This window comes from Winogradskyella pelagia (genome assembly GCF_017581965.1).
GTDB lineage: Bacteria > Bacteroidota > Bacteroidia > Flavobacteriales > Flavobacteriaceae > Winogradskyella > Winogradskyella pelagia.
On record NZ_JAGEVF010000001.1, the window covers coordinates 421,276 to 437,858 of the forward strand.

The window sequence follows — 16,583 nt, forward strand, 5'->3', positions numbered from 1 at the left end:
CTTTAAAAACAAAAAAAGTTTCCTAAGTTTTAATACTAATTTAACATTAGTAACATTGCCTTTAAATATGGGATATACATTATTTTTGCAGCATGCAACACATTGATACATACCGAAAAGACCTTCTAGAATTCATTGAGGTGTATACCAAGGATAGGGAACCTCAGAATCTGTATAACCCTATTCACTACATTTTGAAATTGGGAGGAAAGCGTCTAAGGCCTACACTTACGCTTATGACCTGTGATGTTTTTGAGGGAGATGTAACAGTGGCTTTAAATGCAGCTTTGTGTGTTGAGGTGTTTCATAATTTTACCCTCATCCATGATGATATTATGGATGATGCGCCATTGCGCCGAGGTCAACAAACTGTCCATGAGAAATGGGACGTAAACACAGGGATATTATCTGGTGATGCCATGTTGATAATGGCCTATCAACTCTTAGAAAAATACGGTACAGAACATTTTAAATCCTTAGTTACACTATTTAGCAAGACGGCAATTGAGGTATGTGAGGGACAACAATATGATATCGATTTTGAAACTAGAAATGATGTTGCTATACCAGAGTATTTAAAAATGATTGAATATAAAACAGCTGTTTTAGTGGGTGCTGCTATGAAAATGGGTGCTATTGTTGCTGGAGCTTCAGAAAAAGATCAAGATGCTATTTATGATTTTGGACGTTATTTGGGCATCGCTTTTCAGTTGCAAGATGATTATTTAGATGCTTTTGGAAATCCAGATACCTTTGGTAAACAAATTGGAGGTGATATAATTGAAAACAAAAAAACCTATTTGTATTTAAAGGCTAAGGAGTTTTCCAATCTAGATGATGAGAAGACGCTTCGGTCTTGGTTTGAAACCCAATCGGAAGATAATTCAGTAAAAATTAAGGCAGTTAAAGAATTATTTGTGGCCTCTGGTGCAGAGCGAGCAACTCTTGATGCCGTGGAGGATTATACCAATAAGGCGTTCACAGTTTTAGAACAATTGGCAATTTCTGAAGAGAAAAAAGCACTTTTAAAGCAATTTGGCCTAGGTCTGATGACCAGAAACGTGTGATGAATTTACCACAAACATTCGAAAATCTTATTGAAGAAGCGCATACGCTTAACCTTTACGAGAAGCTAATTGCACAACTCAACAAAGATTTAACATATGCCAATGTTGACCTTTATTTTAACACGAGTGTTCTCCCTTCTTCTTTAAGACTAATGCTTCAAGAAGTCGTCTATAAACTGATCAATGAAAAATTTATGGACTATCTCAACTTACTCTACATTGTAGATGTTTCGGAAGAAAAGGTGAGGTCATTAGACGGAATGGACACCTATAAACTTTCTGCAGATATTACTTTTCTTATTCTTCAACGCGTGTGGCAAAAAGTGTGGTTTAAAAACAAATACGCCTAAAAAAGAACTCGTACAAACGGAAACCATGAATCTGCGTAAATGCTACGATTTCTATCGTAGAGTAAATCATATTGTATACCAACCGTGACATTATTTGTGGTGTACCCTAATCCAAGAAAAATTGCTGGTACCCAGTATTTTTCGTCAGTAAAAGGGACATTAGCGTCAAAGGTTCTGTTAACATAGGACTGTTGGAATTCTGTTGATATTTGAATTTCTCTTATCGGATTGAAAAATCCAAGAAAACTACCACCGACAACAAAACTATCGTAAAAATTGCGCTCACTTGTGTAGGCAAAATTAAGGCCTACACCTGTAGAAACGTATTCGTTAAAACGGTAAACACCAATGGGAGCAAGGTTTCCGGCAAAAAAACCACTGCCAAAGTTCAATCCTATACCACCTCCAAACCTAACATTGTCCCAAAAAGAGGTCTGCATTGGTGTCGCATCTTGTGCATTTACAGCTCTTATATTGAATGCTGTGCATATCAGTATTAAACTTAGAACTTTGACAAATTTGGTTTGAGTAGTAGACATAAGAAAACAAGCTTGATTTTTAGTGTTATAAATATAATAAAACCCAAGCTATATTTGCTAAAAGTTGTATTTTTGAAGAAATTTTGTTGAAACGTCCACAGCGGAAATACTAATGGATAAATATTCCTTTCTCAACGCAGCACATACAGCATACTTTGCTGATTTATATGACCAATATCTAAAAAATCCTGATTCTGTAGAACCTAGTTGGCGAGCCTTTTTTCAAGGTTACGATTTTGGCTCTGAGAATTATGGTCTCGAAGGCGAAATCGTAGATGGTGTCTCTGCCCAGATTCCAGAACACCTTCAAAAAGAGTTTCAGGTAGTAAAACTTATTGATGGGTATAGAACTCGTGGACATTTGTTTACAAAGACAAACCCTGTAAGGGCCAGACGTAAATATGCTCCAACATTAGAAATTGAGAATTTTGGTTTATCGAAGGACGATTTGCAAACTACATTTTCAGCAGGTGAAATCATAGGTATAGGCTCAGCGACACTTCAAAAAATTATTGATAATTTAGAGCTTATCTACTGCGATTCTATTGGTGTGGAGTACATGTATATACGCAAACCAGAGGAAATTCAGTGGATTCAAGACAAGCTAAACATAAATGATAATCATAGTAAGTTCACAGCAGATGAGAAAAAGTACATTCTTAAAAAATTAAATCAAGCTGTAGCTTTTGAGTCATTTTTACATACCAAATATGTTGGCCAGAAGCGATTTTCATTAGAAGGAAATGAGTCATTAATACCTGCTGTTGATGCCATTATCGAAAAGGCAGCAGACCAAGGTGTTAAGGAATTTGTTATGGGGATGGCACATCGTGGCCGGTTAAGTACTTTGACTAATATTTTTGGTAAATCTGCTAAAGACATTTTCAGCGAATTTGACGGAAAGGATTATGAAGAAGAAATTTTTGATGGTGATGTTAAATACCATTTAGGATGGACGAGTAATCGAGAAACTTATAACAACAAGAAGATTAATCTTAATATAGCACCAAACCCTTCGCACTTAGAAACTGTAGGTGCTGTTGTGCAAGGCATTGCGCGAGCGAAACAAGATAAAAAAGAGATTGAAAATGCTACCCAAGTACTGCCTATCGTAGTTCATGGAGATGCGGCAATTGCAGGGCAGGGTTTAGTTTACGAGGTTGTTCAAATGGCCAAATTAGATGGTTACAAGACCAATGGGACAATACACATTGTTGTTAATAATCAAATAGGGTTTACAACCAATTATTTAGATGGTCGCTCCAGTACTTATTGTACAGATGTTGGAAAAGTAACTTTGTCTCCGGTGTTACATGTCAATGCTGATGATGCAGAGGCGGTTGTCCACGCTGCCCTTTTTGCACTCGATTTCAGAATGCAGTTTAAACGTGATGTTTTCATCGATTTATTAGGCTATAGAAAATACGGACACAATGAAGGTGATGAACCAAAATTTACACAACCACTACTTTACAAGGCGATATCAAAACATAAAAATCCAAGAGACATATATGCTTTACGGTTGATTGATGAAGGGATTATTGACGAAGGATATGTTAAACATATTGAGGCAGCTTACAAAGAACAGCTAGAAGAAAAACTAGAAGACTCCCGCAAAGAAGATAAGACTGAAATCACAGCCTTTATGCAAGAGGAATGGAAAGGGTTCACTCGTGTTACGGAAGTAACAATGATGGAGAACATTGACACTACTGTTTCAAAAGCAACTCTAGAGCAGGTTACAAAGGTAATTTCTAATCTTCCAAAGGATAAAAAGTTTATAAGAAAGATTCAACGTCTCATAGAATCACGTCAAATCATGTTTGACGAAAATCGTTTAGATTGGGCCATGGCTGAACATTTGGCTTATGGAACCCTTTTATTGGAAGGTTATGACGTACGCATTTCAGGTCAGGATGTTGAGCGTGGTACATTCTCACATCGTCATGCTGTAGTAAAAGTTGAGGATAGTGAAGAAGAGATTGTTTTACTAAAAAACCTATCGGATAATCAAGGAAACTTTAATATTTACAATTCCTTATTATCAGAATATGGTGTTGTTGGTTTTGATTATGGCTATGCCATGGCAAGCCCTAACACCTTAACAATTTGGGAAGCACAATTTGGCGACTTTAGTAATGGAGCCCAAATTATGATTGACCAATATATATCTTCAGGTGAGGATAAATGGAAAACCCAGAACGGATTAGTGATGCTATTACCTCATGGGTATGAAGGGCAGGGAGCTGAGCATTCATCTGGCCGTATGGAACGGTATTTACAGTTATGTGCTAAAGACAATATGTTTGTGGCCGATTGTACAACTCCTGCCAATATGTTCCATTTGTTAAGACGACAGATGAAAGCAGCGTATCGCAAACCATTAATTGTATTCACACCAAAAAGCTTATTGCGACATCCAAAGGTAATTTCTACAGTAGATGAATTTACAAATGGTAGTTTCCAAATGCTAATTGATGATAATAAAGTTGATGCAAAGAGTGTAAAAACTTTGGTTTTTGTTACTGGTAAGTTCTACTACGATTTATTAGATGAACGCCAGAAGCAAGGAAGAGAAGATATAGCGTTAGTAAGATTGGAGCAGTTGTTTCCTTTACCTATTAGTGCTATAAGGGAAATCATTAAAAAATACGGTAACGCAGATGATATTGTTTGGGCACAAGAAGAACCGAGAAATATGGGAGCATATAGCCATATGATGATGCATTTAGAAGAAGCTAGGTCTTGGCGTGCAGCTACAAGACGACCTTATGGAGCACCTGCGGCAGGTAGTTCAGTGCGTTCTAAAATGCGCCATAAAGAGGTTATCGATTTTGTATTTGACAAGTCTAAAGACAATCAAAAAAAGTATAAAGAACAATAAGAACTCAAATTAGAGCTTAATAAATCAAAAAGCATGATTTTAGAAATGAAAGTGCCTTCACCGGGCGAGTCCATAACGGAGGTTGAAATAGCAGAGTGGTTAGTAGAAGATGGTGATTATGTCGAAAAAGATCAGGCCATTGCTGAGGTAGATAGTGATAAGGCAACATTAGAATTACCTGCGGAAGCTAGTGGTACCATTACCTTAAAGGCAGAGGAAGGTGATGCCGTTGCAGTTGGTGAAGTTGTTTGTTTAATTGACACAAGTGCTAGCAAACCAGAAGGTGATTCAGCTTCTGAAACCAAAAGTGCTAAGGAGGAGAAGAAAGAGGAAGTGGCTAAGCAAGAAACTAAGCAACCTTCTCAATCTGAGCCAAAGACTTATGCTACTGGAACACCTAGTCCGGCAGCAAAGAAAATTTTGGATGAAAAAGGTATTAACCCCAACGATATAAAAGGCACAGGGAAAGATGGCAGAATTACCAAGGAAGATGCCGTTAGTGCAGTACCTTCTATGGGAACACCTACAGGTGGCACTAGAGGTGAATCGCGATCTAAGTTATCCATGTTAAGGCGCAAGGTTGCAGAACGTTTGGTTTCTGCCAAGAACGAAACAGCAATGTTAACAACATTTAATGAGGTAGACATGTCGCCGATTTTTGCTTTAAGAAAAGAGTACAAAGAAATCTTCAAAGATAAGCATGGTGTAGGTTTAGGCTTTATGAGTTTCTTTACTTTGGCTGTTGTTAGAGCGTTGAAGGAATTCCCTGCAGTAAATTCCATGATAGATGGTAAAGAGATGATTACTTATGATTTCTGTGATATCAGTATTGCTGTTTCTGGTCCAAAAGGACTTATGGTACCTGTAATACGGAATGCTGAAAACTTAACCTTTAGAGGCGTGGAATCCGAAGTAAAACGATTAGCTATTCGTGCAAGAGATGGTCAAATTACGGTTGATGAAATGACGGGCGGTACTTTCACTATTTCTAATGGTGGTGTTTTTGGAAGTATGTTGTCGACACCAATAATTAACCCGCCACAAAGTGGTATTTTAGGGATGCATAATATCGTAGAGCGGCCAGTTGCAGTAAATGGCCAAGTAGAAATACGACCAATAATGTATGTAGCGCTATCTTATGATCATCGCATCATTGACGGTAAGGAGTCTGTTGGCTTCTTGGTTGCGGTAAAAGAAGCGTTGGAAAACCCGATAGAACTTTTAATGCACAATGACATTAAAAAAGCACTAGAACTTTAAAATTATTTTTGAGTATAATATTGAAAAGCGAGGCATATAGTCTCGCTTTTTTGTGTGCTATTTTTTTGAGCAAGCTTAGAATTTATTGAAACCAAAAAAGCACAATTCATTAAGAATCGTGCTTTCTCCCCTTATTGCCAAGGGCTAACTAACTAAAATTAACTAATAAAATTAACTGCAACATTTGCAGAAATTACTATCAGAGATACTACTGTTAGCAGTACAATTAATAGTTTATCTGATTTTTCCGAACGATTATTCACTGTTTCCATACTGTTATTTGTTATAAAAAAGCCCTGAACTTTATTTAATTCAAGGCTTTTTAGACTTGAATTTGAGGCAGATGATTAATAGCACTGTAAAATTGTAAAATATAATATCATGATACAATACGTAGAACTACGTATTTTTTACGCAAATGCAACAAAAAAGCCCTGGACGTAAATCCAAGGCTCCTTAATCCCCTAAGAACTAATTAATAGCTCGTTATTAACCCTTAATTAATAACAATACTGTAAAGGTCTTAAATAATTGTGACTGATTTTATACGTAGTTCTACGTATTTTTTAAATAATTTGAAACCTCTTGGGCAAATAAATACAAACTTGCAGAGTTAGAGTCTAATGCAAGCTTTTGGCGTATATTACTTTTGTGTTTCTCTACAGTTCTGGCAGATATAAATAATTCTTTAGCTATTTCTTGAGCAGTTTTGGTCTCGCCTATTAACTTAAGGACTTTGATTTCAGTCTTAGTTAGAGACTTTATCTTCTCTTTTGCCGAATCAACTTCAATATATTCTACTAACTCAGGACTAAAATAAGGTGTGTTGTTTAGAACAGAATGAATACAGTTTTCAATTTCGTCTAAAGCGAACTCTTTAAGCACATAGCCAAAAATGCCTAGCGACTTTGCGGTATTGTAAATAGCTTCATCTTTTTCAAAAGTAATGAGTACAATCTTTGTCTTTATTTCGGCGTCTTTACACTTCTCGGCAATTTGCAAACCGGTAAAGAAAGGCATTTTAATATCTAATATGGCAAGGTCTGGTTGGTGTGCCATTATTAAGGCTAAGGCTTCTTTACCATTTTTTGCACTAGCCAACACATTATAATTATGCTCAACCAAAAAGTCGTGAAGACCTTTAAGTACCAGAGGATGATCGTCTGCTATAATTATACTTGGCTCCATTTTTAGATTTGAGTTTAGGGTAGAATTAAGATTTTGTTTTAAGGGTTGGTAATTTTAAATAGAGATATTTTTTTTCATAATCAATAATGGCCTTACCTTTTTTAAGAATATCAGCACCAATTATTCCATCAACAGGTTGAGCGTTATGGTTAATTAGACCTTCATTGACATGTGCGAGATTAAAAAGAATTAAAGCCATCCTATTTTTTTTCCATTTACCAATTTTAAGATTGTTGGATTTTGAAATCATTGTAGCCATATTAGAGGCACCAGCACCAACTGCTTTAATTTCAGAATCTTTAACCTTTAAGTTAAATCGTTCTATGGCCTCAAAACCCACACAACTACTAGAGGCACCAGTATCTAAAATAAATCGCCCTTTAATACCGTTGATTTGAGCTTTGATTTCAAAATGATTGGTTTTTGTCAACTTCAACTTAATTTTTGAATATCCTTTGCTCTCCAAAAATTCCATTAGTGTTACCATAGCCTTAATTTCTGTAAATATAACATTCTAAACGATTATTTTTGCAGCATGATTATAACAGATACACATACCCACTTATATTCTGAAGCTTTCGATGAGGATCGGGATGCAATGATTAAAAGAGCTATAGATAAAGGGATAAAGCGATTTTTTGTACCTGCTATAGACTCCACCTATACTGAAGGTATGCTGCAGTTAGAGAGAGACTATCCAGAATATATTTATCTTATGATGGGTTTACATCCTACGCATGTTAAGACCAATTACAAGAAAGAGTTATCACATGTAGAGGAAATGCTCGGTAAGCATAAATTTTATGCTGTAGGAGAGATTGGTATCGATTTATATTGGGATACTTCAACTTTAGATTACCAGAAAGAGGCTTTCAAATATCAAATACGGTTAGCGAAAAAACACAAGTTGCCAATAGTAATTCATTGTAGAGATGCCTTTGATGAAATATTTGACGTTCTAGAAGAGGAGCGTGCGGATGATTTGTATGGTATCTTCCACTGTTTTACAGGGACGATTGAACAGGCTAAACGCGCTATTGGATTTAATATGAAGCTTGGTATTGGTGGCGTAGTAACTTTTAAAAATGGTAAAATAGACCAGTATGTAAACCAAATTGATATAAGCCACATTGTGTTGGAGACAGATTCACCCTATTTAGCACCTAGGCCTTATAGAGGTAAACGTAACGAAAGCGCCTATATATATAAGGTGTTAGAAAAATTGTCCGAACTTTATAATTTAAGTACTACCGAGATAGCTCAAATCACAACTAAGAATTCAAAGCAAATATTTGGCATATAATTAAACTATGAGCAATCCCAAGATTTTATTGATTTACACTGGAGGCACTATCGGCATGATGAAAGATGCCGATACGGGTGCTTTAAAGGCCTTTGATTTTGATAGTATATTACAACGCATTCCTGAGTTGAGACTTTTGGATTGTGAAATTTCCACAATGTCTTTCGATAATCCTATCGATTCCTCTAACATGAACCCAACCTATTGGGCTGATATCGCTAATATCATTCATTTTAATTACGAGTATTATGATGGTTTTGTTGTATTGCATGGAAGTGATACTATGAGTTATTCTGCATCAGCCCTAAGTTTTATGCTAGAGAATCTAGAAAAGCCTGTAGTTTTTACGGGTTCTCAACTGCCAATAGGTGATTTAAGAACCGACGCCAAAGAAAATTTAATTACATCCATCCAGATGGCTTCACTTCAAAAGGATGGAAAACCAGTAATTAGAGAGGTGTGCCTTTATTTTGAATATAAGTTATATCGTGGTAACAGAACGACTAAAATCAATGCGGAACATTTTGAAGCTTTTGCATCCCCTAATTACCCAACTCTTGCAGAATCTGGCGTACACCTTAAGGTGAATTATGAATTTCTGCGACGCGAAAAATTCAAGGCAGAATTAATTGTAAGAACAGCCATGGATACCGATATTGGAATTCTTAAACTATTTCCAGGCATGTCAGAACATATTCTAGAAGCAGTTTTCGAGAAACAACTGCTTAAAGGGCTTATATTAGAAACCTATGGGGCAGGTAATGCCACAACTGAAAAATGGTTTATTAACTTATTAAAAAACGCTATTGATAATGGGTTGTATATCATTAATGTAACTCAATGTACTGCGGGTAGTGTTAACATGGGGCAATATGAAACGAGCTCACAATTAAAGTCTATTGGAGTTATTTCTGGTAAGGATATGACTACAGAGGCGGCCGTTACTAAATTAATGTATCTGCTGGGCTACGGATTAGAACCTTCAGAATTTAAACATTACTTTGAAAAATCACTTCGTGGAGAAATGGCTTAAAATTAACGACGTAAATTTTAGAGTTTAAAGTTTTTTTCGTTATTTCACGACCTGTTAATTTGAAATAGGCTATTCAGAGAGGTGGCCGAGTGGTCGAAGGCGCACGCCTGGAAAGTGTGTATACCTCAAAAGGGTATCGAGGGTTCGAATCCCTTCCTCTCTGCTTTTATTTTAAGTTTCAGTAATATATTTTTTTTATCTTTAACACTTTAACTAATAAAATTAAGATTAAGAACAATGAAAAGATTATTTTCTATCCTTGCCGTTACGTGTTTAATGGCTTTCGGAACTGTTAGTGCCAACGCAACGACATATGCTTCTGCAACGGCAACCGTAACCACTATAGTTCAAGACGATGCGGCAGCAGAAGACTTAGGCTTTCATCAAGAATTAAAAAAGCGTTTTATTGAAGGAGGTCCTGGATTTATGGGGATTGTACTGTTATGTTTAATTCTTGGTTTAGCTATTGCTATAGAGAGAATTATCTTTTTGAATCTGTCTACGACCAATACAAAAAAATTAACTCAGAATGTTGAAGACGCTTTGGCATCTGGAGGTATTGAAGCCGCTAAGGAAGTATGTAGAAATACAAAAGGGCCGGTCGCTTCAATTTTCTATCAAGGTTTAGATAGAGCAGATGAAGATATTGACGCTGCGGAAAAGGCGGTAGTCGCTTACGGCGGTGTTCAAATGGGCCAATTAGAGAAAAATGTTTCTTGGATTTCATTATTTATTGCCTTGGCACCGATGCTTGGTTTCATGGGTACGGTAATTGGTATGATTCAAGCATTCGATAAAATTGAAGCTGCTGGCGATATGCAACCTTCTTTAGTTGCAGGTGGTATTAAAGTAGCACTTTTAACAACAGTATTTGGTCTTATTGTGGCTATTATTCTTCAAATTTTCTACAACTACATCATCGCTAAAATCGATAGCATTGTAAATGATATGGAAGATGCTTCTATCACATTGATGGATTTATTAGTAAGACACAAAAAATAATTAAAAGACCAAACAAATTATGTTACACAAAATATTAAAAATTGTTGCAGCAATTCTTAGTGTCCTGGGCATAGTCTTCCTTGGAAGAATAATTGCACGAGGTGACGATGAAATAAAAGCTGCGGCACTTGCAGGAGATACGGCTATCGTTGACCCTATTGCCATTGTGGCTTACATAACATTAGGTCTTGTCCTTTTATTTGTTGTGGTTTTTGTAGTTAAAAACTTATTTACCAATACAGCAGGACTTAAAAACACATTAATAGGGGTAGGAGCTTTTGTAGCTGTACTTATTATATCGTACATGCTATCTGGCGGTGATCCAATGCAATATAAAATGCAAGATGGATTTGCCACAGAGGGGCAATCTCAGTTAGTAGGGGCTGGTTTAACAGCATTCTATATATTAATCATCGTTGCTGCGGTGGCAATGATTTTTTCAGGAGTTAAAAAAGTAATTAGTAAATAAGGATTTATGGCAAAAAGAGCAGCACCAGAGGTAAATGCAGGTTCAATGGCTGATATTGCTTTCTTATTGCTTATCTTTTTCTTGGTTACAACCACGATTGAAAAGGATAAGGGGATATTAAGAAGTTTGCCTCCTATTGACGACTCTGAGACTGAGCCACCAATTATTAAGCAGAAAAATCTTTTTACCGTTCTCATCAATAGAAACAATCAACTTTTGGTTGAAGATGAGCAAATGGAACTTAAAGATTTAAGACAAGCTGCGATAGATTTTCTAGATAATGGTGGAGGTGAAAATGCAGACGGAGAAAAATGTGATTATTGTAGAGGTGAGCGAGATCCATCATCTTCGGATCACCCTGACAAGGCTATTATTTCAATGAAGCACGATCGCGAAACGTCTTATGAACAGTACATAGAAGTGCAGAACGAGCTCGTAGCGGCTTATAACATCTTAAGAGAAAGAGAAGCACAACGTCTTTATAACAGAAGTTTCGAATCCATGTTAGCGGAAAAGGAAAAGAATCAGTTTAAAAAGGACGATAAATTAAATGAGCAAATAGAGACCATAAAAAAGATGTTCCCTATGAAGCTCTCTGAAGCAGAACCAGATAAAAATTAAAAGTAACGCATATGTCTAAGTTTAAGAACAAGAAACAAGGGGATTTGCCTGCAATTTCAACGGCATCCTTACCAGATATTGTATTTATGTTGCTTTTCTTTTTTATGGTGGCAACAGTGATGAGAGATAGCTCTCTAATGATTGAGAATATATTGCCGAGCGCAGATCAAGTTGAAAAACTGAAAAAGGATAGAACAACCTTCATCTATGCAGGTAAGCCAAGTAGCCAATACAAACAATTTGGTGAAGAGCCTCGAATTCAAATCAACGACCAGTTTGTTGGTATTGAGGATATAATGCCAGCTGTTTTACAGGCACAATCAGAGTTAAATGAAGAGCTACAGAGTAAAATAGTAGTGGGGCTAAAGGTAGATAAAGAAACCCATGCTGGATTAATTTCTGATATAAAGCAAGAACTACGTAAAGCAAATACGCTAAAGGTAATGTATATTACTAACGCGCGAGCGGAACAGTAAGTTCTAAATGCTTAATTTTATACAAAGCGCTTTGATAAGAATCAAGGCGCTTTTTTTATGTGCAATCCTCTAAAGATTTTGTAGCTTTATTCTATGAAGTATTTAATTGTTTTATTTGCCTGTATTATCAGTTGGAATGGGCTCTCGCAGACCAACTCAGAGAAAGATAAGGAAGAAATGTATAGGGACTATAGAGAAGATCAATTTTATTTTGCTATAACTTATAATCTATTAAATAATAAAGCCGGATTAATTTCACAAACTGGTTTTTCCCCTGGCTTTCACTTAGGGTTTATTAGAGATATGCCAATTAATAAACGACGTAATTTGGCTATCGGATTAGGAATAGGTCTATCTGCAAATTCTTATAATCAAAATCTATCTATACTAGAGAATAACAGTACTGTTGAATTTACGGTTTTAGATGATCGCCAATTTGATATCACTAAAAATCGATTTTCTACTTTTTTAATTGAAGTACCAATAGAATTTAGATGGCGTACTTCTACGGCAACAGAGTATAGCTTCTGGAGAATTTATACAGGTATGAAATTTGGCTATATGTTCTATAACACAACAGTATTAGAGAGTACTGCAGGTAATGAGCGATTGAGAAATTTAGATGTATTTAATCGGTTTCAATATGGAATAACTTTCAGTGCGGGATTAAACACATGGAATGTTCATTTCTATTATAATTTAGCGCCTTTGTTTAGCAATAATTCTCAATTGAATGGAGGGTCTATTGATTTATCAGCATTTAAAATAGGTCTGATTTTTTATATATTATAACCAATAATTGACAAATACCAGCTGAGGGAATAATCCTGTAAACAAACCTATTAAAAGTTCTCGATTGGTGTGTGCCTTAAGGTGTAGTCTAGAAGTGGCAATAGCACCAAGAATAATCATCATTAAAGCGATAGTACCATTAATATTTATTTTGTAATGAATTCCTATAGCTACTGCAAACATAAAAAAACCTGATGCTGCAATCATATGAATACTTGCTTTAATCTTAAAGGCAGCTAATATAAAACAAGCTAATGTTGAGCATAGAATGCCTAAAAAGAAATAATATAACTCCAAAATCTCGTTTGGAGGCATTACCCTGATAAGTATAAGGGTTACAATAATGCAATTGATTAGTAACGGAATAAGCCGTTCCTTTGTTTTTTTAAGGTAAATAGTTTCTACTTTATTTATGGTTTTTAGTAAAAAGAATAATAAGACAGGAAGAATAATGGTGAGAATCACAATAGAAAAAACCTTAGCCTTCATAACAGATTCTGGGATAAACCGTGGTGTTTTTGAAAAGTAAAATAGCACACCTAAGAGGGGCATAATAAGTGGATGGAAAACAAATGAAATACTTTTTAATATAAAATCCTTCATTAGTTTAAGCTTAAATTTTCTTTCTTAAACGAGCCACAGGTATATCTAACTGCTCTCTATACTTAGCGACAGTTCTTCTCGCGATAGGATATCCTTTTTCCTTTAGAATTTTTGACAGCGCATCGTCAGTGAGTGGCTTTTTTTTGTTTTCTTCCTCGATAACGGTCTCTAGTATTTTTTTGATTTCTCTCGTTGAAACTTCTTCCCCTTGATCGTTTGTCATAGACTCTGAAAAGAATTCTTTAATTAATTTGGTACCATAGGGCGTATCAACATATTTGCTGTTAGCAACTCGAGAAATGGTAGAAACATCCATGTCTATTTCGTCAGCGATATCTTTTAATATCATTGGGCGCAATTTACGCTCATCACCTGATAAAAAGTATTCTTTTTGGTAGTTCATAATAGCGCTCATTGTAACAAATAAGGTTTGCTGTCGTTGTTTAACAGCCTCTATAAACCATTTAGCAGCATCTAACTTTTGTTTGATGAAAAGAACTGCATCCTTTTGTGCCTTAGATTTATTTTTACTGTTCTTATAGCCTTTAAGCATATTGTTGTATTCTCTAGATACATGTAGCTCTGGAGCATTTCTTCCGTTGAGCGTAAGTTCTAACTCACCTTCTACAATTTTAATAGCAAAATCTGGCACAATGTGTTCAACAATTCGGTTATTACCAGCATAGGAGCCTCCAGGCTTAGGATTTAAACGCTCAATTTCTTCTATAGCATCTCTGAGTTGGCTTTCGTCGATATTGAATTTTTGCATCAATTTTTTGTAATGCTTTTTGGTAAATTGCTCAAAGGCTTTATCAATGATTAAACTGGCTAATTCTACATCTGGGCTTTTGGGTTTTCTGTGTAATTGAATACTCAAACATTCTTGTAGGTCTCTTGCAGCTACACCAGGTGGGTCTAATTGCTGTACAATTTTTAGGACTTTTTCGATTTCCTCTTCATTAGTATACACATTTTGAGTAAATGCTAAGTCGTCTGTAATATCAGATAAGGATCGTCTTATATATCCACTGTCATCGACACTTCCCACTAAAAAGCTAGCAATTTCCTCTTCTAGCTCATTCAGTCTAAAGGTATTGAGCTGATTTACTAAGTGCTGAGTAAATGTGGTGCCCGAAGCATAAGGTACCTGCTTGTCTTCATCATCAGCACTATAGTTGCTTGCTTGAGTTCTATATTCTGGTATTTCGTCATCACTTAAGTACTCATCTACATTAATATCTTCTGCATCAATGGTGTCATTATCATCGTAGTCGTCACTGCTATTATCAAACTCATCCAAGGTTTCTTTAGACTCTGTGTCCTTGCCAGTATCTAAAGCAGGGTTTTCCTCTAGCTCTTGTTTTAAGCGTTGTTCAAAGGCCTGGGTAGGAAGCTGAATCAGTTTCATTAACTGAATCTGCTGCGGTGAGAGCTTTTGAGATAGTTTAAATTGTAAAAACTGCTTTAGGGCCATAAGTAATTGTAAGTCTTACTATAAAAATATAAAAAAACCTAGCAGCTTTGGTCAAACTCTAGGTTTTATTCTTTTTTAGAATTCTGCGTTCTGAGGTGTACGAGGATAGGGTATAACATCTCTGATATTACCCATACCAGTGGCAAACATCACAAGCCGTTCGAAGCCTAGTCCAAATCCGGAGTGCACAGCCGTACCATACTTTCTTAAATCCAAGTACCACCAAAGTTCCTCTTCCGGGATATCTAAGGCTTTCATTTTCTCTTTAAGTACCTCTAAGCGCTCTTCTCTTTGAGAGCCACCGACCATTTCACCAATTCCTGGGAAGAGAATATCCATGGCCCTAACAGTTTTTCCATCCTCGTTTAAACGCATGTAAAATGCCTTAATATCGGCTGGATAGTCAAATAGGATAACTGGGCATTTAAAATGTTTTTCAACTAAATACCTTTCATGTTCCGACTGTAGATCAGCTCCCCATTCTGAAATTAAATAATTAAATTTTTTCTTTTTATTGGGTTTAGAATTTCTAAGGATATCAATAGCCTCTGTATAGCTAACACGTTTAAAATTGTTGTCTACTACAAACTTTATTTTTTCAATAAGAGGCATCGGGCTACGCTCCGTTTGAGGTTTTGATTTTTCTTCATCAATTAAGCGTTTTTCTAAAAACTCTAAGTCATCAGCATTGTGCTCCAAAATATAGTTGAGTACATCCTTAAGAAAATCCTCCGCTAAATCCATATTACCATCCAAATCCATAAAGGCTACTTCTGGTTCAATCATCCAGAATTCTGCTAAATGTCTAGACGTATTAGAGTTTTCAGCCCTAAAAGTCGGTCCAAAAGTATATACTTTACCCAAAGACATAGCATAGGTTTCAGCTTCTAACTGTCCGGATACTGTTAAGTTAGTTTCCTTACCAAAAAAATCTTCTTTATAGTTTATTGAGCCATCTTCATTCAATGGTGGATGTTTTGCATCTAGAGTGGAGACTCTAAACATTTCACCTGCACCTTCAGCATCACTGCCTGTAATAATAGGTGTATGCATATTGTAAAAACCATTTTCTGTAAAATATTTGTGTATTGCGAATGACAATGACGAACGTAAGCGCATAACTGCACTAAATGTATTGGTCCTTGTGCGCAGATGGGCATTTTTTCTTAAGAACTCAAAAGAGTGCTTTTTTGGTTGAATTGGATAATCTACAGGATGGGAATCTCCTAAAACCTCTAATTCTTTAACTTGTATTTCAACGGACTGACCTTTACCTTGACTCTCAACAAGTTCACCAAGGACATGAATTGCTGCGCCTGTAGTTATCCGTTTTAACAGATTTTCATTAAAATTTTCAAAATCAACAACGCATTGTATATTGTTTAAGGTAGAACCGTCATTTAAGGCAATGAATCTGTTTGCCCTAAATGTTCTTACCCATCCTTTTACAGAAACTTTTTCTGTTTTAGTCTTTTGAGCTAATAATTCGGCTACAGTGTTTGATGTCATTAATTCTTAATTT

At 35.9% G+C, this 16,583-nt stretch carries 17 protein-coding genes and 1 tRNA gene; 12 read left to right on the forward strand and 6 right to left on the reverse strand.

Annotated features, from left to right (window positions below; all coding sequences use genetic code 11):
- The first annotated feature begins 92 nt into the window (after nt 1–92).
- On the forward strand, nt 93–1,067 hold the full coding sequence (locus J4050_RS01910) for a polyprenyl synthetase family protein (RefSeq protein ID WP_208152243.1): 975 nt from the start codon (nt 93–95) through the stop codon (nt 1,065–1,067).
- Nucleotides 1,067–1,417 carry a hypothetical protein gene (locus J4050_RS01915; protein WP_208152244.1) on the forward strand — a complete coding sequence of 117 codons (351 nt, stop codon included), beginning with the start codon at nt 1,067–1,069 and terminating at the stop codon, nt 1,415–1,417. The genes J4050_RS01910 and J4050_RS01915 overlap by 1 nt, the downstream gene beginning before the upstream one ends.
- On the opposite strand, the gene J4050_RS01920 is transcribed toward J4050_RS01915, so the two are convergent.
- Complete coding sequence (locus J4050_RS01920) at nt 1,414–1,956, reverse strand: alpha-ketoglutarate decarboxylase (protein WP_243878519.1); 543 nt, start codon at nt 1,954–1,956, stop codon at nt 1,414–1,416. The two genes, J4050_RS01915 and J4050_RS01920, sit on opposite strands and share 4 nt — an antisense overlap.
- A gap of 112 nt (nt 1,957–2,068) precedes the next feature.
- Here J4050_RS01920 and J4050_RS01925 point away from each other — a divergent pair, with 112 nt between their 5' ends.
- The gene (locus J4050_RS01925; protein WP_208152245.1) at nt 2,069–4,840 is read left to right on the forward strand and encodes a 2-oxoglutarate dehydrogenase E1 component; all 2,772 of its coding nucleotides are present in this window, start codon (nt 2,069–2,071) and stop codon (nt 4,838–4,840) included.
- Nucleotides 4,841–4,873: 33 nt separating this feature from the next.
- Nucleotides 4,874–6,100, forward strand: a complete 1,227-nt coding sequence (gene odhB, locus J4050_RS01930; RefSeq protein ID WP_208152246.1) for a 2-oxoglutarate dehydrogenase complex dihydrolipoyllysine-residue succinyltransferase — start codon at nt 4,874–4,876, stop codon at nt 6,098–6,100.
- A gap of 555 nt (nt 6,101–6,655) precedes the next feature.
- Here the strand turns inward: odhB and J4050_RS01935 are convergent.
- Nucleotides 6,656–7,288 (reverse strand): response regulator, encoded by a 633-nt coding sequence (locus tag J4050_RS01935; protein WP_208152247.1) that lies wholly within the window; start codon nt 7,286–7,288, stop codon nt 6,656–6,658.
- Nucleotides 7,289–7,313: 25 nt separating this feature from the next.
- On the reverse strand, nt 7,314–7,775 hold the full coding sequence (locus J4050_RS01940; protein WP_208152248.1) for a retropepsin-like aspartic protease: 462 nt from the start codon (nt 7,773–7,775) through the stop codon (nt 7,314–7,316).
- Nucleotides 7,776–7,823: 48 nt separating this feature from the next.
- Here J4050_RS01940 and J4050_RS01945 point away from each other — a divergent pair, with 48 nt between their 5' ends.
- The 8 genes from J4050_RS01945 to J4050_RS01980 all read left to right on the forward strand — a co-directional run bounded on the left by J4050_RS01945 (nt 7,824) and on the right by J4050_RS01980 (nt 12,984).
- Nucleotides 7,824–8,591, forward strand: a complete 768-nt coding sequence (locus J4050_RS01945) for a TatD family hydrolase (RefSeq protein WP_208152249.1) — start codon at nt 7,824–7,826, stop codon at nt 8,589–8,591.
- Between the two features lie 7 nt (nt 8,592–8,598).
- Nucleotides 8,599–9,624, forward strand: coding sequence for an asparaginase (locus tag J4050_RS01950; RefSeq protein WP_208152250.1), 1,026 nt, complete (start codon nt 8,599–8,601; stop codon nt 9,622–9,624).
- Between the two features lie 75 nt (nt 9,625–9,699).
- Nucleotides 9,700–9,787 (forward strand) — tRNA-Ser (locus J4050_RS01955).
- A gap of 74 nt (nt 9,788–9,861) precedes the next feature.
- Nucleotides 9,862–10,626 carry a MotA/TolQ/ExbB proton channel family protein gene (locus J4050_RS01960; protein ID WP_208152251.1) on the forward strand — a complete coding sequence of 255 codons (765 nt, stop codon included), beginning with the start codon at nt 9,862–9,864 and terminating at the stop codon, nt 10,624–10,626.
- Nucleotides 10,627–10,645: 19 nt separating this feature from the next.
- Complete coding sequence (locus J4050_RS01965) at nt 10,646–11,095, forward strand: hypothetical protein (RefSeq protein ID WP_208152252.1); 450 nt, start codon at nt 10,646–10,648, stop codon at nt 11,093–11,095.
- Nucleotides 11,096–11,101: 6 nt separating this feature from the next.
- Complete coding sequence (locus tag J4050_RS01970) at nt 11,102–11,716, forward strand: ExbD/TolR family protein (protein ID WP_208152253.1); 615 nt, start codon at nt 11,102–11,104, stop codon at nt 11,714–11,716.
- Nucleotides 11,717–11,727: 11 nt separating this feature from the next.
- Nucleotides 11,728–12,192 (forward strand): ExbD/TolR family protein, encoded by a 465-nt coding sequence (locus J4050_RS01975; protein ID WP_208152254.1) that lies wholly within the window; start codon nt 11,728–11,730, stop codon nt 12,190–12,192.
- A gap of 93 nt (nt 12,193–12,285) precedes the next feature.
- Nucleotides 12,286–12,984, forward strand: a complete 699-nt coding sequence (locus J4050_RS01980) for a porin family protein (protein WP_208152255.1) — start codon at nt 12,286–12,288, stop codon at nt 12,982–12,984.
- Here the strand turns inward: J4050_RS01980 and J4050_RS01985 are convergent.
- From J4050_RS01985 to asnS, 3 genes are all read right to left on the reverse strand, one after another.
- Complete coding sequence (locus tag J4050_RS01985; RefSeq protein ID WP_208152256.1) at nt 12,979–13,587, reverse strand: hypothetical protein; 609 nt, start codon at nt 13,585–13,587, stop codon at nt 12,979–12,981. The genes J4050_RS01980 and J4050_RS01985 overlap by 6 nt on opposite strands.
- A 10-nt stretch (nt 13,588–13,597) precedes the next feature.
- Nucleotides 13,598–15,061, reverse strand: coding sequence for an RNA polymerase factor sigma-54 (gene rpoN, locus J4050_RS01990; protein WP_208152257.1), 1,464 nt, complete (start codon nt 15,059–15,061; stop codon nt 13,598–13,600).
- A 75-nt stretch (nt 15,062–15,136) separates the two neighbouring features.
- Complete coding sequence (asnS, locus tag J4050_RS01995; RefSeq protein ID WP_208152258.1) at nt 15,137–16,570, reverse strand: asparagine--tRNA ligase; 1,434 nt, start codon at nt 16,568–16,570, stop codon at nt 15,137–15,139.
- Between the last annotated feature and the right edge of the window lie 13 nt (nt 16,571–16,583).